The sequence below is a fragment of the Flavimobilis sp. BM9 genome (assembly GCF_058313055.1).
In genome coordinates, this window is record NZ_JBZEMO010000002.1 from 232,431 (window position 1) to 252,395 (window position 19,965).

Sequence of the window (19,965 nt, forward strand, 5' to 3'; positions counted from 1 at the left end):
GGCAACGCTGCGCAGAGCGCTCACGGCGGGTCTGCACGGTCGTGTCACAGCCTCGTGGCAGCATCGAAGCGTGCCTGGATATGCCGTGATCGACACCGAGACGACGGGGTTCTCCCCGCGCACCGGTGACCGTGTCATCGAGATCGCGGTCGTGCGGCTCGACCGGGACGGTGAGGTCGTCGACACGTGGGAGACGCTGCTGAACCCGGGTCGTCCGGTGGGGCCGACGCACGTGCACGGGCTGACGGCGGCTGACGTCGAGCATGCGCCCCGCTTCACGGAGGTGGCCGAGCACGTGGCTGCGCTCCTCGCGGGCCGGGTCGTCGTGGGGCACAACGTGGACTTCGACCTGCGGTTCCTCGAGAACGAGTTCCGGCTCGCGCAGTTCCCGTTCCGGGTTCCCGGGCGGCTGTGCACGCAGCAGCTCGCGAAAGCGCACCTGCCGGGCCCCAAGCGGACGCTCGCCGTGTGCTGCGAGCAGGCCGGCGTGATCAACGAGCATGCGCACTCGGCGCTGGGCGACACGCTCGCGACGGCGGAGCTGTTCCGGTTCTTCCTGCGTCAGCACCCTGCGGGGGTGCCGTGGGTGGACGAGCTCGCGGCGGCGGCGCTGACTGCTCCGGCGGACGACCTGTTCGCCGAGCTGTTCGACGTCGCGCTCACCGCTCCGCGGACGCTGTCGCGGTCCGCGCTCGCCTGAGCGAGGCTCCCGCCCTGCGCGGGTCCGCGGGGTTGCTCTGCGCGGGCAGTCGTACCTGGCGACTCACCGGTGCGTCGGCCCGCCGGTGCGCCGGCCTGCCGGTGCGTCGGCGGTTCAGTCGGCGCTCCAGGTCCAGTGCCAGGGCTCGTCGATGATCGTCTCGTGGAACCCGAAGCTGGGGGCGTTCTCGCGCATCCAGATGAGCGCTTCGGTGTCGAGGGTGAGGTCGACGCTCGTGCCGTCGCCGTGCTCGCTCTCGCCGAGGGGTGCGGCGCGTCCGCCGTCTTCGAGGAGGCCGAAGCGTCTGATCATCTCGGCTTGCTCGTCGAGATCGCGGTAGGCGGAGTTGACGGTGAGGTCGAGGTCGGCGTCGCGGGCGGCTCGCTCGAGCTTGGTGAACGCTGCGGCTGCGGGGGCGATGAGGCGGTGGCCGGTGTCGATGGTGACGAGCTGGTCCTCGGGGATCCGGCCGTTGATGTTCGCGGGGGTGGTCGTGCTCGCGGCGGCGGGCTCGCCGCTGGTCCAGTCGAGGAAGCTGCGGGCGCCGACGACCCCTGCGGTGGCGAGGGTGACGAGCGCGAGGATGGCGAGGGTGAGCCGGACGCGGGACATGCTGCGACGTTATGGCTGGTCGGCGGGGCGGGGCATCGGTCCGGGGTGGGAGCCTGGCGGGTGGCGTGTACTCCTGGGAGGGGACATCACGGTGCCGGAGGTGCCGGTCAGGAGGGTGCCTGAGGTGCTGGTCAGGCTCCGGCGAGGACGGTGATGCGGGATGAGCCGTCGGGGGTGCGGCGGACGCTGATGCGGTCGGCGATGGCGCTCTTCATCGCTTCGACGTGAGAGACGACTCCGACGGTGCGTCCACCGGCGCGGAGCTTGCCGAGCTCGGCCATGACGAGGTCGAGGGTGGCGGGGTCGAGGGACCCGAAGCCTTCGTCGACGAAGAGCGTGCCGAGGTCGATGCCGCCGGACTCGGCGGTGACGACGTCGGCGAGGCCGAGGGCGAGGCAGAGCGAGACGTAGAAGGTCTCTCCGCCGGAGAGCGTGGCGGGTTCGCGGGCGGTCTCGGTGGTGTGGTCGACGATGCGCAGGGAGAGGCCGAGGCGCCGGCCGCCGCGGGACTCCTTCTCGGTGGACCGCTGCACCTCGTACCGGCCGGAGGACATCTGCCGGAGGCGGTCGTTGGCGGCGGCGAGCACGTCGTCGAAGCGGCGGGCGAGGACATACGTGGAGAGCGTGAGAGCGGCGGAGTTGTCGGCTGTCGCGGCTGAGGCGAGGTTGGCCATGCGGATGACGGGGGCGAGCGCGTCTCGTTCGGCGCGGGAGGCGTCGAGGGCGGCGCGCACGCCGGCGGCGGCCTTGCGGGCGCGAGCGAGGGTCTCCTCGGTGAGGGCGACGAGCCGCTTGTCGTGCTCGAGAGCTTGAGCTGCGGCGGCGAGGATCGCTTCGGCCTGAGCAACCACGTCGGCGGTCGCGTCGGGGCTGAGGTCGGGGGGCAGCGTGGCGATCTCCGGGCGGGCGAGGCCGTCGCGGACGGCGGCATGGGCGTTCTCCCGCTCGGCGACCTGTGCGGCGAGGCGCTCGTGCTCGTTCTTGTCGAGGGCCGCAGCACGGGCGGCGTCTGCGCTGTCGAGCTGCTCCTGGTCGAGTGCGGTGCGGGCGGCTGTTGCGAGGCGGGCGTGGGTCTCGTGGGCGCGGCGGTGCTCGGCCGCCGCGTCGAGGAGGTGCTCGAGGAGCCGGGTCTGCTGCTCGAGGTCGCTGCGCACGTGCGCGAGCGTCACGTCGCCGTCGCCTTCACCGTCCCTGTCGCAGTCGCTGAGGTTCGCGGCTGGGTCATCGTCACCGAGGGCGCCTCGGGTGAGGTGGTCGGTCTCGGCGGCCTCACGGGCGCGGCGGACGGTGTCGCGGTCCTGCTCCAGGACGGTGCGCGTCTCGGCGTTAGCGGCGCTCTCGGCGGCGATCCGGGACTCGAGCGCGGCGACGTCTGCGCGCATGCGGGTGGTCTCGGCGTCGTGCTTCTCGATGGTCGCGGTGAGGGTAGCGAGGCGGGTGACGGCACCTTCGGCTTCGACGAGCGCGTCGCGGGCGGTCTCGACGGCGGCGAGGGCGTCGACGCTGGTCGCGTCCTGCGCGGCGGAGCGGAGGCGTGCGAGCTCGGCGTCGAGGCGGGCGCGGGCGTCGCGGGCGTCGGCGAGGGCACGCTCGGCTGTCTCCCGCTCGGTCGCGGCAGCGTCGACCTGCTCGGGCGACACGTGGTCGTCGCTCACCGCGGCGGGGTGGGGGTGCTCGGTGCCGCCGCAGACGGCGCACGGCTCGCCGGGGACGAGCTGTGTCGCGAGCTCGCCCGCGATGCCGTCGATGCGGGCGCGCCGCAGGCGGGCCTCGAGCTCGACCGCGGCCAGGGCGGTCTGTGCTGCCTCGCTCACGATCGTGTCGGCGGCGGCGATGCGGGGGGCGAGGGCGTCGACGGCGCGTGCGGCGGCGAGCCGCTGCTCGGCGCTCGTGAGTGCGGCACGTCGGGCGTCGACGAGCGCTGCTGTGACGGTCGCGTCCTTCACCTGCGTGGCGAGCGCGTCACGCTCAGCGGGACGGTCGGTGAGTGCGGCCAGGCTCGCGGTGTGGTCCTGACGCAGCCTGTCGACCGCGAGGTCTCGCACGTCGAGCGCGGCGGCGCGCCCGACGAGGTCACGTTCGATCGTGACGAGGTGGCGGAGCTCGCCGTCTCGAGCGCGGCGCGCGTCGATCTCGTGCCGCAGCGTCGCGTCCGAGGGCGTGAACGGCACCAGGCTGTCGTCGTCGGGTCCGCCGCCGTGAGGGGCGCCGTCCGCCGCGTCGGGGCGGGTCGCGGTGAGCCACGCGTGCAGCACGGGGTGCTCGTGCGCGTCGGCGAGGGCGTTGTCGAGCGTGGTCGCGGCCTTTGCGAGGTTCCCGGTGGCGAGCTCGAGCTCGTCGAGTCGCGGGAGGACGACAGCCGCACGGCGGGCGGCGTCGAGGCGCTGCACCCGGAGGGCATGCTCGGCGGCTCCGGCGGCGAGCTCGTCGCGGCGGGCGTGCAGCTCGTGGCGTGCGACGACGAGCCGGTGCGTCGTCATCGCAGCGGCGTGCTTCTCGCTCGCCTCGGCGTGGGCTGCGGTGGAGCGCGCGCACCCGGCGATGAGGCGCTCGTGCTCGGCGCTCAGCGTCGACAGGTGGCCGTCGAGCGTGGTCGTCAGTTCTTCGGCCCCGACGACGGAGCCCGCGAGGCCCGAGACTACCTCGGCATCTTCTGGTTCGAGGCGTGCAGCCTCGATGAACGTCGCGGCGGCGCGGCCGATGCTGTGCTCCGCGGCAGCGACGCGACGGTCGGCCTCCTTGCGGGCTTCGACGAGCTCGTTCTGGATGCGCTGGTAGATCTCCGTGCCGAACACGCGCTGCAGGAGCGCGGACCGGTCCTCGGGCTTGGCGCGCAGGAAGCTCGCGAACTCGCCCTGGGGCAGCACGATCGTCTGGACGAACTGCTCACGGCTGAGCCCGAGGATCTGGGTGATCGCATCCCCGACCTCGTCGGCGCGGCTGCTGAGGAGATGGCCCGGAGCCTGGTTGCCCGGGTCCTCGCTCGTTTCGAGCGCCTCGGCGTCGGCAGCGGAGAGCTGCCACAGGTTGACCTTGGTCTGCTGGCGGGTGGTGCCGGTCCCGCGCTGCTTGGGCCGGTCGTAGGCAGGGCTGCGACGCACCCGGTACACGCCTGCCGGGACCTCGAGGACGAGGTCGACGTAGGACTCGACCTCAGCGCGGACGTGCGTCGAGCGCAGCCGGTCCTCGCTCGCGCCCGCGGACGCGACCTTGCCGTAGAGCGCGAAGACGATCGCGTCGATGATCGTCGACTTGCCTGCGCCCGTCGGCCCTTCGAGGAGGAAGAGGCCGCCCTCGGCGAGGCGGGCGAAGTCGATCGTGAACGCGTCCTTGAACGGACCGATCGCCTGGAGCGTGAGGGAGCGCAGCTGCATCAGGCGCTCCTCTCCGCGGCGAGGACGTTCTCGAGCGCGCGGCGCAGCACAGCCCGCTCGGTCTCGTCGGGCGCTGCGGTCTCGCCACCCCCGCGGACGTGGGCGACGAAGTCGCAGCAGACGTCGAACGGGTCTGCCGCCGCCACGCGCGGCGCCTCAGCCCCGTCACCAGCGCGCGCGGGCGGCTCGTGGAGCACAGCGAGCGCGTGCGGCATCCGGGCCCGCACCCGCGCCACGAGACTCTCCGGGCGGGACGGGTCTGTCACGTGGACGCGCGTCCAGCAGTCCACGTGCGCCTCTCCGAGCTCACCGAGGATCTCCTCGAGCGTCCCGCGGACCTCCGTCAGGCGGCGGGGCACGGGCGCCTCGATCAGCTCGGGCTCGCCGTGCACGCCGTCGGCGCGCAGGTCCACGACGACGCTCGACTTCCGGTGGTTCATCTCCGAGAACGAGTACGCGAGCGGCGAACCCGAGTACCGCGCGACCGTCCGCCGCCCGTCCAGATCGGCGACCGGGACGCGCTGCGGGCCGTGCAGGTGCCCGAGCGCGACATAGTCGACACCGCGGAGCGCACCCGACGGCACCGAGTCGACGCCGCCCACGCGGATGTCCCGCTCCGACTCGCTCACCTCGCCGCCCACGACGAACGTGTGCGCCGCGAGGACCGTCGGCACGGGCGCGCCCCCGCGCGCCCGGCGCCGGGTGACGTCCGCGCGCACGCGTTCCATCGCGGCGGTCGTCACCGCCTCGTGGGACCGTGCGAGCGGTCCGTCCTCCCCCGCGAGCTCGTGACGTGCGTCGTCCGGGTCGAGGTACGGCAGCGCGTACACGAGCGCGCCCAGCCCACCCTCGGCGTCGTGCAGCTCGACCGCCGTGCCCACGTCACGCGATCGCGCCCGCACGTGCAGGCCCTCCCGCATCAGGTCCGCGCCGAAGCCGAGGCGCGCCGCCGAGTCGTGGTTGCCCGGCGACACGACGACCTGCGTGACCTCCAGCAGGCGCCGCAACGCGCTCGACAGCAGCTCGACCGCCTGCACCGGCGGGATCGCGCGGTCGTACACGTCCCCAGCCACCACGACCGCGTCGATCCCCTCCGACCGCACCACCTCGACCAGGTGGTCGAGGTACGCCGACTGGTGGTCCAGCAGGTCGACGCCGTGCAGCGTCCGGCCCAGGTGCCAGTCGGAGGTGTGGAGGATCCGCATGCCTGGCACGCTATCCGCTACCACCGACACGACCGGACAGGCCGGCCACCGGATGCTGGGTGCACCCCGGGACGTCGGTCGCCACCAGCCGAGACGCCACATACAAGTCCTCACCTCCGCGCGTCGCCGACCGATGGGTGTCGTAGCCGTGCCACACCCAGGTCGGCCTGGCCCACGAAGGTGAGGGCGAGACGCTGTGTTCTCGTTGAGTGAGATCCGGGCTCTGGACGAGTCCGACTTCCCGTTCCGCGAGGCCTGGGAGGCAGACGAGCCGCTCTACCGCGACACCCCGCGGCTGGGCCGCACCGTCCAGCTCCACACGACGCCCGACTGCCCCGCCGCGCGCAAGGCGAAGCTCTTCGTGCCGTGGGACCTCACACGGTCCGAGCCCGGCGCGACGTGCGCGGCCTGCGCCGTCGACGACTCCGAGGAGCAGGTCGCGATGCGGCGCACGCCCGGCCTCATCGACGTCATACGGGACGTCCACGTCTGGGTCCGCGCCGTCGACGAGCTGCAGGGCGCCCACCACGAGCGCGCCCGCCAGGTGCTCCTCGCCGACGCCCTGGACGTCCTGCGCTCCCCCTTCCTCGCACGCGGTGCGACGTCCTGGATGCCTATCGAGGTCGACCGCGACGCGTGGAACGAGTGCGGCCTCGAGCGCGGCACCTACGTACGCGACTGGATCACCCGCAAGTACGACGAGGCGTGGGCCATGGTCTCCGCCGTACAGTCCGAGATCCTGCGGGAGCGCGACAAGGACGAGAAGAAGGTGTGGGTGCTCATGAGCATGTCCCACCCGCTCGAACCGGTCGCCGCCTGGACCCGCTCCTTCACGCCGTCGCCGCGGTTCCGCATCGCGTCGCCGCCCGTCGTCGTCATGGACCAGATCCCTCCCCACCGCGACACCTTCCTCCTCGGGCCGTACGACGGCGAGATCAAGAAGGACGTCTGGCAGACGTTCGTCGAGCTCCTCGACGCCCACGCCGCGGGCCTCTTCGGCCTCGACCGCGACGAGGCGATGTACGACCACGTCCGCAGCCTGTTCGACGCCGCGCAGCGCGCGGGCGACTTCCCCCGCTTCAACCTCGCCCGCGAGCGTCGGCGCGAGGAGGAGCACCAGCGCGCTCTCGAGCGCGCCGCCGCGAAGGCCGCGAAGGAGGCCGCCGAGGCGGAGGCCGCAGAAGCCGCTGCGGCAAAAGCCGCGGCCGCGCAGACCCCGAGCGCTGACGCTGAGGACCAGCACGACGACGTCGCACAGCCTCCCGTGGCGCCCACCACCGAGCCCGACGGCGACGCCCTCACCCGCGCGTGACGCCGCGCGCACCCTGACCTGGCGCGCGATAGCCTCACAGCACCGCCCAGGGAAGGAACCGTCACATGTCCGCCGCCACGCCTGAGTCACGGCCGCACGTCAACCTCGCCGTCCTGATCGACGCCGACAACGCCGCCGCCGCCATCGTCGAGGGCCTCTTCGAGGAGATCGCGCGCTACGGCGTCGCGAGCGTCAAGCGCATCTACGGCGACTGGACGCAACCCAACCTCGGCGGGTGGAAGAAGGTCCTGCTGGACCACTCGATCCAGCCGATGCAGCAGTTCGCGTACACGCACGGCAAGAACGCGACGGACAGCGCGCTCATCATCGACGCGATGGACCTGCTGTACACGGGCCGGTTCGACGGGTTCTGCCTCGTGTCGTCCGACTCCGACTTCACGCGGCTCGCCTCGCGCCTGCGCGAGGAGGGCCTCACGGTCTACGGGTTCGGTGAGCGCAAGACGCCGAAGCCGTTCGTCTCCGCGTGCGACAAGTTCATCTACACCGAGCTGCTGCGCGCGGACGCGCACCCGGTCGACGCGCCCGCCGACGCGCCCGCCGAGGCACCGGCCAAGGCGACCCGGGCTGCGAAGAAGGACAAGGCCGAGCCCGCCGCGAAGGCGGAGCCGGTCAAGGAGGACACGAAGGACGACGCGAAGGCGTCGCCCGTCCCGATCCGGCTCATCACGAAGGTCATCGACGACGTGTCGGACGACGACGGCTGGGCGTCCCTCGGCGTCGTCGGGCAGAACCTCACGAAGCTGCGGCCCGACTTCGACCCCCGCCTCTACGGCTTCTCCAAGCTGAGCGCGCTCATGAAGGCGCAGCCGCGCATCGAGTCGCGAGAGAGCAACAAGCACGTCGAGGTCCGCGTCCGCCAGCGCTGACCGCGGCGCAGCGGGCGGAGGGCAGGCGTCGACCCACCGCCGCGCCCCTGCCCCGGGTGAGTCCGTCTGTACCAGCGCGAGTCCAGGGGTCGCAGCCGACGGACTCGGCTGGGACCGACGGACTCGGCTGGGACCGACGGACTCGTGGCGTGGCGTGGCAGGGCGAGCGGCCCGCGGCGACCCTGTCCGGCTCGAGGCCGTATCTCAGGCGCGCCGTGCCTCAGGCGCGCGGCGTCTCCGGGTCCGTCACGTCGGCGACCGTCGCGCCGAGCGCGGCGACGAGCGCGGCGGCGTCGACGGTCGCACCGGCCCCGTGCGTGCCCGCCCCGATCGACACGGTGCCCTGCAGCGTCTCGTCCGCGATGACCGGTAGCGCGGTGCGGGACCCGAACGGCGTGATCGTGCCGCGCTCGTAGCCGGTGACGTCGAGCGCGCCCGCGGCGTCGGGCATCGTCATGCGGTTGACGCCCAGGTACGCGCGGAGCTTCTTCCAGGAGATCTCGCGCCCGCCGGGCACGAGCACGAACAGGTGGTCGCCCTCGCCGCGGCGCACGACGATCGTCTTGACGATGCCCGACGGCGTGACGCCCCGTGCCGCGGCCGCCTCCTCGAGCGATCGCACGCGCCCGTGCCGGGTGATCGTGAAGTCGATCCCGGACGCCTCGAGAGCCGCGCGGGCTCGCGCGAGCCCTGCGTCGTCGTCGGGCACGTCGGAGCTGCTGTCGTGGGCTGCCATGTCCCCACGCTACGCCGGGCCGCCGGCACGCCTCCGCGAGGTAGGGCCGTCCACGGGAGGTAGGCACGTCCACGCGAGGTAGGGCCGTCCACGTCGGGTAGGGCCCTGCAAGGCCCTACCTCGCGTCAAACCCCCTACCTCGCGCCCAACGCCCTACCTCGGCGCAGCGGCGACCCTCGCCGCTATTGCCCCGTGCCCTGCGGCGGGAGGTGGACCTTCGTGCCCTTCCAGCGTCGGCGCAGCCAGCGGTCGTGCGACGCGACGACGACGGCGCCGGGCCATCCGTCGAGCGCGTCCATGAGCTCTTCGGCGAGCGTGAGCGACAGGTGGTTGGTCGGCTCGTCGAGGAGCAGCACGTGGGGGCTGTGCATGACGATCATCGCGAGCACGACCCGCCGCCGCTGCCCGACGCTCAGGTCGCCGATCCGCCGGTCGAGGTCGTTCGCGGCGACGAGCCCGAAGTCCCGCACGCGGTCGCTCGCGGCCGCACCCGCCATGAGGGTGAGCAGCTCGCGCGGCGTGCGCTTCTCACCGGCGAGGTGCAGGTCCTGCTCGAGCAGCGCGATCTCGACGCCGTCGGCCCGCCGCACGGTCCCGGACGTGAGCGCCAGGTCGCCCGCGAGCACGTGCAGGAGCGTGGACTTGCCCGCGCCGTTCGTCCCGGTGACGAGCAGGCGGTCGCCCGCGCGCACGCGCAGCCTGCCCTGGCCTGCGGCCAGGAGGTCGAGCCGTCCCTGCACGACGCCGCGGCGCACCTCGAGCACGACCGGCGCCTCGCCGTCGGGCCCGGGCGTCAGGGCGCGCCCGCGGGGCGGCGCGAACCGCAGCGGCACGGGCGGGCGCGGCACCTGCTCGGCCTCGAGGGTCTCGAGCCGGGTGCGGGCGTTGCGCACGCGGCGGGAGACCTGGCCTTCGACGCGGTCGCCGCGCTTGCCGTACGCCATCTTGTTGCGGTCGGTCATCTCGCGGTCGTGGCCGACCTGGCGGGCCCGCACCCGCACGGACTCGCGCAAGGACGCGAGCTCGTCCTGCTCGGCGTCGTACTGCGCCTGCCAGGCGCGGCGCTCCTTGGCCTTCGCCGTGAGGTAGTCGCGGTAGCCGCCGCCGTACCAGGTGGTAGCGGTGCGGCCCGCTGCGGCGGCCTCGCGGGTCGGGTCGAGGTCGACGATCTCGGTCGCGACCTCCTGGAGGAACACGCGGTCGTGGCTCGCGAACAGCACGGCGCCGGGGAGCGCGCGCAGGGCGTCGGCGAGGAACTCGGCCGCGGTGTCGTCGAGGTGGTTGGTCGGCTCGTCGAGGACGAGGGCCTCGGGCTGGCGGATGAGCAGGGCCGCGAGGCCGAGGCGGGTGCGCTGGCCTCCGGACATGTGGGCGATCCGACGGTCGTGGCCCAGGTTGGCGAGGTCGAGCCCTGCCAGCGTCCGGGCGACGCGCACGTCGGCGTCCCACACCTGGGCTGCCTCGGCGCGGGCGAGGGCGGCGGCGTACCGGGCGTCGGCGTCATCCCGTGCTTCGTCGGGTGCAGCGTCGACGGCCGCGGCGGCGGCCTCGAGCTCGGCGGTCAGGGCGCGGACGTCCGCGAGCGCGGCGTCGAGCAGGTCACCGACGACGGCGTCACGCCCGAACGGCGGTTCTTGGTGCAGGTAGCCGAGGCGTGCCGGGCGCCTCACGGTGCCTGCGTCCGCGTCCTCGACGCCGGCGATCAGGCGGAGCAGCGTGGACTTGCCGACGCCGTTCTCACCGACGAGCCCGACGCGGTGGCCGGGGTCGACGGCGAGGTCGACGTGTGCGAGGACCGTGCGGTCCCCGTAGGACTGGGAGAGGTCTGACGCGAGGAGCATCGCGGACACGGGTCACCTGCCGGGGTCGAGGGAGTCGGGCGGGGCAGGTCAGATCCACATGCCGCTGAGCCTAGCCGGGGGTCCCGGCGTCGTCCGACTGATTATCCGTGAGCTGCCACGGGGTGCGGAACAGCCTGGCGACGTACATGCCGACGACCACGACGCCGCAGAGGACCGCGATGACGAGCATCGCCTGGCCGAGGGGGACGGTCCCGCCGCCGGCGATCCACAGCTCGGCGCGTGACGGCGGCGGGGTGGGTGAGGCGCTCGGGTCGGGTGTCGCGGTCGGGAGGATCTTGCCGCGACGCGCGGCCTCCTGGCTGCGGGCGTCGCCGGGTGCGACGGCCATGGCCATGCCCCAGGGGAGGGCGACGGCGTAGATCGCGCCGAGCACGACGGCGGGTGTCGGCACGTAGCGGTGCATGCCGCGCAGGGGGGAGAGGTCGGACATGAACCCGTGCAGGGCGACCACGACACCTGTGAGGTACAGCACGGCCCAGCCCAGGAGGAGGGGGGCGTGCAGGGTGGTCTGCTCGTCGGTGAGCCAGATGACGGGGGCGAGGAGCGGGAGGACGAGCATGAGCAGCCCGACGGCGGCGTCGCCCGGGGCCGGAGGCGTGCAGAGCCGGCCGTCGTCGGCGCGGGTCGCGGGGATGTCCGTGAACACCATGACCAGACACTAGCGGCTGTGTCGCGCCTGGTGGGCGTGGCGCGAAGGGCGGTCTCTCAGCGATCGACGGACGCTGCCGATGGGACCTTCGGCCGCACCTAGGTGTTTTCACCTATGGCAGCGGCGGCGGCGCGCGACCCCGGCACGTCGGACCGAGGAGGAGAGAGCGATGGCGATCAGCGACACGATACGAGCAGCGGCACACCGCATCCGAGCGGTGGCGACCGACGAACGCGCGTACCTCGACGCAGAAGACCTGGAGAGCTACGCCGAGCGCGCGGACGTGCTGCCGCCGTGCGACGCGTGTGACCACGGCGGGTGTGCGGGCATCCGCGACGCGTACGACGCCGCGAAGATGGCGCTCCTCGTCCTCGAAGGCGTCGACGTCGCACATCTCACGAACGCCCGCGAGGCGCTGAGCGCCGTCGAGCGCCGCTGGCCCACCACGACGCCGGGCGACTACCCGATCGCGGCGGTCCGGCACGCGTACGTCGCCGGGTACACCGAGGCCGCGACCGCGCGGCAGGCTGCCCGCCCGGCCGTCGAGCCGGCCGCACCGACTCCGCTCTCGGTCGCCCGCGCGGTCGCCGTAGCGCTCACGGAGGTGACAGGGCTGCGGCTCGACGCGGCGGCGATCAGGCAGATCGCGCACCGCGCCACGGGGACGCTCCTCGATCCCCCGCAGCAGGGCACGCTGCCCTCGACGGCAGACGGCGAGGAGGCCGGGCGCGTCGCGTGAGCGGGCGGCGACGTCCCAGGGGGCGCACCTACGATGGCCCTCTCAACCGCGACCTGGAGGCGACGATGACCTCGAACCCCACCCGCTCCCGTGCCCGCGCCGCCGGCGCCACGATCGCCCTCGTGGGCACGCTCGCCCTGACGGCCTGCTCGGCCGAGGACCGGCCCGCGCTCCCGGAGATCACTCTCCCGTCGTTCAGCCTGCCGAGCGGCGACGAGCTGAAGTCCTTCGTCGCGGACGCCCGCTCCCAGATCGAGGAGGTCAGCGGCGACGTCGCGTCTGCCGCGACGGCGCTCGAGGGCCTGTCCGGGAAGGCGCGCGGCAGCGCCGAGGAGGCGCTCGGCACCGTCCAGGGGGCGGTGGGTCAGGTCCAGGAGGCGCTCGACGCCGCGAAGTCCGGCAAGGAGGACGCGCAGGAGCAGATCGCGGCGGCCAGCACGACGCTCGAGGAGGCGCGCGCGAAGGTCGACGACGCCCTGGCGTCGCTCGGCACGTCGACCGACGAGGTGACGTCGCGTGCGCGCTCGGAGCTGACGGACCTGCGCGCCGAGCTCGACCGGCTCGAGGGCGACGTCACGACACCCTGACTCCCACACAGGGGTGAGAACACCCAGGTCAACGGTGTTTTTTGCGACCCCATCCGCGTTACGTTCTAGGTATCGACACGGAGGCCAGACGATGCGCCAAGCCGAGCTGTTCATCGACGAGCGTCCCGTCTGCCCTGTCGTCGTGGCGGACACATGGTGGGGTCGCGCGCGAGGGATGCTCTGGCGCCGGCGGATCCCGCAAGCGCTCGTCGTCATCCGCGGGACGCACGGCATCGGGATGCGGGAGCCGCTCGACATCGCCCTCCTCGACGAGGAGGGCACGGTCGTCGAGACGCGCGTACTGAAGGCGTGGCGCACCTCGCGGCTGCGTCCGCGCGGCAACCTGCTCGAGGCGCCGCACGGCTCGTTCGAACGGTGGGGCGTCGGCCCTGGGGCGCGGGTGTCGATCGTCCCGCACTGACCTCGGTCGGTATCGGCTTGCGTCGACCGGGAGAATGGTTGGTCGTGAGCACCTCTGACCGTCCCGAGCAGCGCAGCGCACGTGGCGCCGGACGACGCCGCGGCGGGCGTGGGCGCAGCGGACGCGGCGCCGCCCGCTTCCCTGACACGGCGTCGCTCGACGCGCGCGCCCTGGCGAGAGCGCAGCGCGCGGCCACGATCCGTGGAGCGGTGGCCGTCCCGCCGATCACGTACCCGGAGAACCTGCCGGTCTCGGGGCACCGCACGGAGATCTCCGAGGCGATCCGTGAGCACCAGGTGGTGATCGTCGCGGGTGCGACCGGCTCGGGGAAGACGACGCAGCTGCCGAAGATCCTGCTCGACCTCGGGCGTGGGCGGGCCGGGCAGATCGGGCACACGCAGCCGCGGCGTCTGGCGGCGCGCACGGTCGCGGAGCGCATCGCGGAGGAGATCGGCGCGGAGCACACGGGGCCCGACGGCGTGGCGCGTCGCGGCAAGCTTGGCGGCGTCGTCGGGTATCAGGTGAGGTTCACGGACGAGTCCTCGGACTCGACGCTCGTGAAGGTCATGACGGACGGCATCCTGCTCGCGCAGATCCAGCGCGACCCGCTGCTGCGGGCGTACGACACGCTGATCATCGACGAGGCGCACGAACGTTCGCTCAACATCGACTTCCTGCTCGGGTATCTCACGCAGCTGTTGCCGCAGCGGCCGGACCTGAAGCTCGTGATCACGTCGGCGACGATCGACTCGGAGCGGTTCGCGAACCACTTCGCGGCGACGGCGCCTGACGGCTCGCGCGTCCCGGCGCCCGTGATCGAGGTGTCGGGCCGCACGTACCCGGTCGAGATCCGTTACCGCCCGCTCGTCCCGGACCCGGAGCCCTCCCTCGCCGCCGCCCGCACCGCCCGCGCCGTCGACCCGGCCCTCGCCGCCGCCGCCGACGCCTCCGAGCCCGCCGCCGACGCCTCCGAGCCCGCCGCCGAGGTAGGGGCGTCCTCGCGAGTCAGGGCCCTGGACGGCACTACCTCGCGTGCAAGGGCCTACCTCGACGCACGAGGTAGTGCGGCGGGTGGTGCGGCGGGTGGCGCGGGCGGCGCCGGGCGCGACGACGGATCCGCCTCGCGGAAGACCGGCGGCGGCAAGGGCAAGCAGCCGCCGAAGGGCGGCGCGGGAACCGCGCGCCGGCAGGCCGTCGAGCGCGACCTGATGACGGCGATCTGCGAGGCCGTCGACGAGCTGTTCGCGGCCGGGCCAGGCGACATCCTCGTGTTCCTCTCGGGCGAGCGGGAGATCCGCGACGCCGAGGACGCCCTGCGCGGCCACCTCGGCGACCGCGTCGACGGTCGCGGCACCCCGACGTCCGTCGAGGTCGTCCCGCTGTACGCACGCCTGTCGGCCGCGGAGCAGCACCGCGTGTTCGAGCCGCACGCCGGGCGCCGCGTCGTCCTCGCGACCAACGTCGCCGAGACGTCGCTGACCGTGCCGGGCATCCGCTACGTCGTCGACCCCGGTACGGCGCGCATCTCACGGTTCTCGAAGGCGACGAAGGTGCAGCGACTGCCGATCGAGCCGATCAGCCAGGCGAGCGCGAACCAGCGCTCGGGCCGCTGCGGGCGCGTCGCGGACGGCATCGCGATCCGGCTCTACTCCGAGGACGACTTCGAGTCGCGCCCCGAGTTCACCGACCCGGAGATCCTGCGGACGTCGCTCGCGTCCGTCATCCTCCAGATGGTCGCGGCGGGCGTCGCGGCGGGGCCCGACGACGTCGCGAAGTTCCCGTTCGTCGACCAGCCGGACGTCCGCTCGATCCGCGACGGCGTGAACCTCCTCACGGAGCTCGGCGCGCTCGAGACGGTGCCGGGCTCGGGGACGCGCCTGACCGACGTCGGCCGGGCGCTCGCGCAGCTGCCGATGGACCCGCGCCTCGCGCGGATGATCGTCGAGGGTGCGCGGCGCGGCGTCGGGCGCGAGGTCATCATCGTCGCGGCGGCCCTGTCCATCCAGGACCCGCGCGAACGCCCGACCGAGCAGCGCCAGCACGCTGACCAGATGCACGCCCGCTTCGCGGACGCGACGTCGGACTTCCTCACCTACCTGAACCTGTGGGAGTACCTGAAGTCGCAGCGTCGCGAGCTGTCGAGCTCGGCGTTCCGCCGACTGTGCAAGGCGGAGTTCATCAACTTCTTGCGGGTGCGGGAGTGGCAGGACGTCGTCGGGCAGCTCAAGGACATGGCGCTCCAGCTCGGGCTCGAGGTCAAGCCTGCGTCGCGCGCGCTCGTCGCCGACGGCGACGCCAAGGGCGTCGTGCGCCGCGGCGCGTCGGGCGCTCGCGCGCTGTCCGTCGCCGAGGCGATGGCCGAGGCACAGGAGCGTGGCGGCGTCGCACCCGAGGACGTGAACCACCGCCTCGCGTGGGACGCCGACACGATCCACCGCTCCCTCCTCGCGGGCATGCTGTCGCAGCTCGGTATGCAGGAGGCGACCGAGGTCCGCGCGACACCGAAGGGCGGCCGCCTCCCGAAGGAGGACCGCCGCGCGGCCCGGCAGGCGCGCAACGACTACCAGGGCGCCCGCGGGGCGCGCTTCGCGATCTTCCCCGGCTCGGCCGTCGTGAAGAAGCCACCGGCATGGATCATGGCGGGCGAGCTCGTCGAGACGAGCCGCCTGTGGGCGCGCGAGGTCGCGCGCATCCAGCCCGAGTGGGCCGAGGAGCTCGGCGCGCACCTCGCGAAGCGCGTCTACTCGGAGCCGCACTGGTCCTCGAAGCAGGGCGCGGCGCAGGCCTACGAGAAGGTGCTGCTGTACGGGCTGCCGATCGTGGCGCAGCGCAAGGTCCTGTACGGCAAGGTCGACCCGGCCGGGGCGCGCGAGCTGTTCATCCGGCACGCTCTCGTCGAGGGCGACTGGACCACGCGTCACGAGTTCTTCCACGCCAACCAGGCGCTGCTCGAGGAGGCGGAGCAGCTCGAGGCGCGGGCTCGGCGTCGTGACCTCGTGGTCGACGACGAGGCGCTGTTCGCGTTCTACGACGAGCGCATCCCCGCCGACGTCGTGTCCGCGCAGCACTTCGACCGCTGGTGGCGCGACGCCCGCCGCGCGACGCCCGACCTGCTGACGTTCACCGCGGAGATGATCGCGCCCGAGGCCGCTGCGCTCGACCTCAGCGAGTACCCCGAGGAGTGGGAGCAGGGCGACCTGCGGCTCGCGCTCACGTACCAGTTCACGCCCGGTCGCGCGTCCGACGGCGTGACCGTGCACGTCCCGCTCGCCGTCCTCGACCGCGTCCAACCCGACGGCTTCGACTGGCTCGTCCCCGGCATGTGGCTCGACCTGACGACCGCGTGGATCCGGGCCCTGCCCAAGCCCGTGCGCGTGCAGCTCGTGCCTGCGCCGGACGTGGCGCGCGACGTCGTCGGCTGGATCCGCGAGCACGAGCCCGCATGGGCGGACATCACGCGCGCGGGCGACATGGCGACGCCGTTCACGGCGGCGTTCACGCGTGCCGTGCGCGCGCTGCGCGACGTGGTCGTGCCTGACGACGCGTGGGACCCGTCGCGCCTGCCGGACCACCTCCGGATGATGTTCCGGGTGTCGGACTCGCGCGGAGTCGTCGTCGACGAAGGCGCCGACCTGGTCGCGCTGCAGCGTCGCCTCGCCGCGCGGACGCAGGCCGAGGTGCGCTCTGCCGTGAAGTCCGCGGTCGGTGCGGCGCTGCGCGAGGCGCAGGCTGCGGCGCGCGAGGGTGCGGACGGTCCTGGCCCCGGGCCGGGCTCCGGTCCGGGCTCCGGTCCTGCCGCCGGTCCGGGCGGCGGTCCGGCCGGCGCGGCGGGCTCCGGTCCCGCCGGCGGTCGTGCCGCCGGTCTTACCGGCACGCCGGGCTCCGGCCCTGTCACCGAGGTAGGGGGTTCCTCGCGAGGTAGTGCCGTTGACGGCCCTACCTCGCGTGCACGGGCCTACCTCGGCGAGAGCGGCACCGGGAGCGGCAACGGTGGCGAGGGCGACCGCGGCGGCGAGGGGGGCGGCAGTGCGAACGACGCCGCTGCGAACGGGCCTGCGGGGGGCGTGATCGAGGAGCAGACCTCCCTCGCGACCTGGCCGGTCCTGCGCGACGGCGCTGGCGCGGCCGTCCCCGGCGACGCGCTGCCCGACGAGGTCTACACGCGCCTCGGCGCAGGCGAGGCCGCGATGACGGTGCGCGGCTACCCGGCGTTCGTCGTCGAGCTCGCACCCCGCTCCGCTGCCCCGAAGAGCACCGCGCAGGGTACGTCCGCGGCGCAGAAGCGCGGCAAGGGCAAGAGCACGGCGGGCGGGACGACGTCGGGCGCGTCGAACGTCGAGTCCGTCGCCCTGCGCGTTCTCGCGGACCAGCGCCGCCAGGCGCCCGAGCACGCACGCGGCGTGCGCGCGCTGCTCCTCGCCGAGACGGCGCTCGCGACCGCGCGCGTGACGACGCGGTGGACGGGTCAGCAGGCGCTCACGCTCGCGGCGAGCCCGTACCGGAACACCGACGCGCTCGTCGCGGACGTGCAGGCCGCGGCTGTCGCGGCGCTGACGTCGGGCAGCGAGCCTGGGATCCCGGAGGCGTCGACGATCCGCGACCGCACCACGTACGAGGCGGCACGCGCCGCGGTGCGGGACCGGCTCGAGGAGCGGGTGCACCAGATCGTCGGGCACGTCGTCGCGGCGCTCGCGGCGGCGCGTGACATCGACGTGGCCGTGCGCGGGTCCACGAGCCTGGCGCTCCTCAACACGCTCACGGACGTGCGGGACCACGCGGCGTCGCTCGTCTACGACGGGTTCGTGTCGCGGACGCCGCCCGACCGGCTGCGGCACCTGCCGCGCTACCTGCGTGCGGACCTGCACCGCCTCGAGAAGGCGGAGTCCAACCCGAACCGGGACGCGGAGCTCGCCTGGCGGATCCGCGACGTCGAGGAGGATCACGCGCGCGCCCGTGCGGCGTACGCCTCGGGCAAGCCCGACCTGGCGCGGCTCGCGGTGCTCGACGACGTCCGCTGGCAGCTCGAGGAGCTGCGCGTGTCGTTCTTCGCGCAGCAGCTGGGCACGGACGGGTCCGTCTCGGAGAAGCGCATCCGCAAGCAGCTCGCCGGCTGAGCCCGGTCGACCCACCGCCCCACACCGGCTGCTGCCTGCCCGCCGCGCCAATCGCCCGGTCCCCTGGTGGTCCCGGCGCCGGGTCCGTCCGCCGAACTAGAGTTCAGGTGTCCCGCACGGCAGGCGTCCGGGGCACGACGACGCGAGGTGTTCCCACATGACCGTGATCGCAGCCGGGATCGGGGCGGCGCTGGCCGCTGCGGTGATCCACTTCCGCCGTGCCGGGCAGCGGGCGCTCGTCGTCGCGTGCATCGCCGTCATGGCTGTCCTCGTGGTGGTCACGGCGTTCTCGCGGATGGACAGCTCGGGCGAGGTGTCGAGCTACGGCGTGTTCGCGTTCGTCATCGTGTACTTCGCGCTCGACTACCGCGGCCGCAAGGCTGCGGAGGACAAGGCAGCCGCGGACAAGGCAGCCGCGGACGAGGCAGCCGCCGAGGCGGGCACCGCCCCCGAGCTCCCGGCAGGCGACAGTGCGCCCGAGACCCCCGAGACGCCGTCGGACGGTCCTGCTCCCGGCGCTGACACGTCCGGGGACCCGCAGAACCGCTGACCTCGGTGGACGCGCACGAGTGCGCGAACGCGACCTCACCGTGACCGCGCCGCGACCTCACCGCGACCGTGAGTCGATAGCGTCGCGGGTGAGGCCGCGGCCACGCGGCGACAGACGGCGCAGGGGGCATCGTGGAGACAGAGCTACGGGCACGGCTGCAGGTCATCTCGCTCGTGCTCGTCATCGGGCTGGGCGGGGCACTGCTCTACCGCGTGCTGGCGCAAGGCGGCGAGCCGCCGAGCCCTTCCCCGGCAGAGCAGGCCGCAGCGGACCAGGTGTCGCTGCTCGTCGCGTCAGCCGTCAGCGCGCACGTCAGCACGACGGCGGACCTGTCCGACGGCCGCACCGTGGACGTGACGCCGGAACTGCCCGGCGCCCTCGCCGATCCTGCAGCCGAATCACTGACGGCACTCCGTGCGCAGGCTGCGCTCCTCGTGGACCCGGCGACGCTCGGGGCGCGCGTCTCCACGCGCGACACGGAGGTCGAGGGCGCGGACGGCCGCACGGTCATCGAGGCGACCACTGCGATCGTGATGAAGCGGGAGCGGGCGGCCGAGGCGACCCACCTCGTCTCGTCGACGGTGACGTTCGACGACGCGACCGGCGAGGTCCTCACGTTCGAGGCGTCCGGGCTCGGCTGAGCCGGAGGCGTGACCGGCGCGCCGCCGGCCTGGTGCCTGTCCACAGGTTGGCGGGCGGCCGCCGGGAGGAGCTGTTGACCGGGCGGGCGCCGTCAGCCGTGCCTACGGTGTGGACATGGCAGCGACGGTGCGGCAGGTCCAGGTCACGTTCGACTGCGCGGAGCCGGAACGGCTCGCGCGCTTCTGGTGCGACGTCCTCGGGTACGTCATCCCTGACCCGCCCGAGGGCTTCACGGACTGGGACGAGTTCAACCGGGCGCTCCCGCCCGAGCACCAGGGTTCTGCGTTCGCGTGCCAGGACCCGTTCGGCGTCGGCCCGCGGCTGTTCTTCCAGCGCGTCCCCGAAGGCAAGGTGGTGAAGAACCGCGTGCACCTCGACGTCCGCGTCGGCACGGGGCTCGTGGGTCCGGAACGGCTTGCCGCGCTCGAGGCGGAGAGTGCGCGGCTCGTGGCGCTCGGTGCGACGCAGGTCCGGGTCATGGAGGCGGACGGCATCGACGAGTCGTGCATCGTGATGCAGGACGTCGAGGGCAACGAGTTCTGCCTGGACTGAGCCGGCGCCGCACGCAGAGACGG

16 protein-coding genes are annotated in these 19,965 nt (G+C 73.5%); 10 read left to right on the top strand and 6 right to left on the bottom strand.

The window, feature by feature from the left end; genetic code table 11:
- Positions 1-70: 70 nt before the first annotated feature.
- On the top strand, positions 71-700 hold the full coding sequence (locus AC4F3Q_RS05155; RefSeq protein WP_491039024.1) for a 3'-5' exonuclease: 630 nt from the start codon (positions 71-73) through the stop codon (positions 698-700).
- A gap of 114 nt (positions 701-814) precedes the next feature.
- On the opposite strand, the gene AC4F3Q_RS05160 is transcribed toward AC4F3Q_RS05155, so the two are convergent.
- From AC4F3Q_RS05160 to AC4F3Q_RS05170, 3 genes are all read right to left on the bottom strand, one after another.
- Positions 815-1,312: a M15 family metallopeptidase gene (locus AC4F3Q_RS05160; protein ID WP_491039025.1), complete on the bottom strand. Its 498-nt coding sequence runs from the start codon at positions 1,310-1,312 to the stop codon at positions 815-817.
- Positions 1,313-1,443: 131 nt separating this feature from the next.
- Positions 1,444-4,686, bottom strand: coding sequence for an AAA family ATPase (locus tag AC4F3Q_RS05165; RefSeq protein WP_491039026.1), 3,243 nt, complete (start codon positions 4,684-4,686; stop codon positions 1,444-1,446).
- Complete coding sequence (locus tag AC4F3Q_RS05170) at positions 4,686-5,891, bottom strand: exonuclease SbcCD subunit D (RefSeq protein ID WP_491039027.1); 1,206 nt, start codon at positions 5,889-5,891, stop codon at positions 4,686-4,688. The genes AC4F3Q_RS05165 and AC4F3Q_RS05170 overlap by 1 nt, the downstream gene beginning before the upstream one ends.
- 205 nt (positions 5,892-6,096) lie before the next feature.
- Here AC4F3Q_RS05170 and AC4F3Q_RS05175 point away from each other — a divergent pair, with 205 nt between their 5' ends.
- Entirely contained in the window at positions 6,097-7,203 is a 1,107-nt protein-coding gene (locus AC4F3Q_RS05175; protein WP_491039028.1) for a hypothetical protein, read from the top strand.
- Between the two features lie 65 nt (positions 7,204-7,268).
- A complete protein-coding gene (locus tag AC4F3Q_RS05180) occupies positions 7,269-8,090 on the top strand; it encodes an NYN domain-containing protein (RefSeq protein WP_491039029.1) in 822 nt (273 codons plus the stop codon).
- A gap of 220 nt (positions 8,091-8,310) precedes the next feature.
- Here the strand turns inward: AC4F3Q_RS05180 and AC4F3Q_RS05185 are convergent, their stop codons facing one another.
- From AC4F3Q_RS05185 to AC4F3Q_RS05195, 3 genes are all read right to left on the bottom strand, one after another.
- Positions 8,311-8,826 carry an aminoacyl-tRNA deacylase gene (locus AC4F3Q_RS05185; protein WP_491039030.1) on the bottom strand — a complete coding sequence of 172 codons (516 nt, stop codon included), beginning with the start codon at positions 8,824-8,826 and terminating at the stop codon, positions 8,311-8,313.
- Between the two features lie 182 nt (positions 8,827-9,008).
- Positions 9,009-10,667 (bottom strand): ABC-F family ATP-binding cassette domain-containing protein, encoded by a 1,659-nt coding sequence (locus tag AC4F3Q_RS05190; RefSeq protein WP_491039186.1) that lies wholly within the window; start codon positions 10,665-10,667, stop codon positions 9,009-9,011.
- Positions 10,668-10,737: 70 nt separating this feature from the next.
- Positions 10,738-11,337: a hypothetical protein gene (locus AC4F3Q_RS05195; RefSeq protein ID WP_491039031.1), complete on the bottom strand. Its 600-nt coding sequence runs from the start codon at positions 11,335-11,337 to the stop codon at positions 10,738-10,740.
- Positions 11,338-11,506: 169 nt separating this feature from the next.
- Between AC4F3Q_RS05195 and AC4F3Q_RS05200 the strand changes: the two genes are divergently transcribed.
- From AC4F3Q_RS05200 to AC4F3Q_RS05230, 7 genes are all read left to right on the top strand, one after another.
- A complete protein-coding gene (locus AC4F3Q_RS05200) occupies positions 11,507-12,076 on the top strand; it encodes a hypothetical protein (protein WP_491039032.1) in 570 nt (189 codons plus the stop codon).
- A 65-nt stretch (positions 12,077-12,141) separates the two neighbouring features.
- A complete protein-coding gene (locus AC4F3Q_RS05205; RefSeq protein WP_491039033.1) occupies positions 12,142-12,663 on the top strand; it encodes a hypothetical protein in 522 nt (173 codons plus the stop codon).
- A 91-nt stretch (positions 12,664-12,754) separates the two neighbouring features.
- Positions 12,755-13,084, top strand: coding sequence for a DUF192 domain-containing protein (locus AC4F3Q_RS05210; RefSeq protein WP_491039034.1), 330 nt, complete (start codon positions 12,755-12,757; stop codon positions 13,082-13,084).
- A gap of 44 nt (positions 13,085-13,128) precedes the next feature.
- Entirely contained in the window at positions 13,129-18,198 is a 5,070-nt protein-coding gene (locus AC4F3Q_RS05215) for a DUF3418 domain-containing protein (protein WP_491039035.1), read from the top strand.
- Between the two features lie 157 nt (positions 18,199-18,355).
- Positions 18,356-18,748, top strand: coding sequence for a hypothetical protein (locus tag AC4F3Q_RS05220; RefSeq protein WP_491039036.1), 393 nt, complete (start codon positions 18,356-18,358; stop codon positions 18,746-18,748).
- 131 nt (positions 18,749-18,879) lie between these two features.
- Positions 18,880-19,389: a hypothetical protein gene (locus tag AC4F3Q_RS05225; protein WP_491039037.1), complete on the top strand. Its 510-nt coding sequence runs from the start codon at positions 18,880-18,882 to the stop codon at positions 19,387-19,389.
- Positions 19,390-19,504: 115 nt separating this feature from the next.
- Entirely contained in the window at positions 19,505-19,942 is a 438-nt protein-coding gene (locus AC4F3Q_RS05230) for a VOC family protein (protein ID WP_491039038.1), read from the top strand.
- Positions 19,943-19,965: the final 23 nt, after the last annotated feature.

Bases quoted from the DNA above. Each gene is read 5' to 3' on its own strand.
- AC4F3Q_RS05160 (WP_491039025.1), bottom strand. From the start codon at position 1,312: ATGTCCCGCGTCCGGCTCACCCTCGCCATCCTCGCGCTCGTCACCCTC.
- AC4F3Q_RS05165 (WP_491039026.1), bottom strand. From the start codon at position 4,686: ATGCAGCTGCGCTCCCTCACGCTCCAGGCGATCGGTCCGTTCAAGGAC.
- AC4F3Q_RS05170 (WP_491039027.1), bottom strand. From the start codon at position 5,891: ATGCGGATCCTCCACACCTCCGACTGGCACCTGGGCCGGACGCTGCAC.
- AC4F3Q_RS05180 (WP_491039029.1), top strand. From the start codon at position 7,269: ATGTCCGCCGCCACGCCTGAGTCACGGCCGCACGTCAACCTCGCCGTC.
- AC4F3Q_RS05185 (WP_491039030.1), bottom strand. From the start codon at position 8,826: ATGGCAGCCCACGACAGCAGCTCCGACGTGCCCGACGACGACGCAGGG.
- AC4F3Q_RS05190 (WP_491039186.1), bottom strand. From the start codon at position 10,667: ATGCTCCTCGCGTCAGACCTCTCCCAGTCCTACGGGGACCGCACGGTC.
- AC4F3Q_RS05195 (WP_491039031.1), bottom strand. From the start codon at position 11,337: ATGGTGTTCACGGACATCCCCGCGACCCGCGCCGACGACGGCCGGCTC.
- AC4F3Q_RS05200 (WP_491039032.1), top strand. From the start codon at position 11,507: ATGGCGATCAGCGACACGATACGAGCAGCGGCACACCGCATCCGAGCG.
- AC4F3Q_RS05205 (WP_491039033.1), top strand. From the start codon at position 12,142: ATGACCTCGAACCCCACCCGCTCCCGTGCCCGCGCCGCCGGCGCCACG.
- AC4F3Q_RS05210 (WP_491039034.1), top strand. From the start codon at position 12,755: ATGCGCCAAGCCGAGCTGTTCATCGACGAGCGTCCCGTCTGCCCTGTC.
- AC4F3Q_RS05220 (WP_491039036.1), top strand. From the start codon at position 18,356: ATGACCGTGATCGCAGCCGGGATCGGGGCGGCGCTGGCCGCTGCGGTG.
- AC4F3Q_RS05230 (WP_491039038.1), top strand. From the start codon at position 19,505: ATGGCAGCGACGGTGCGGCAGGTCCAGGTCACGTTCGACTGCGCGGAG.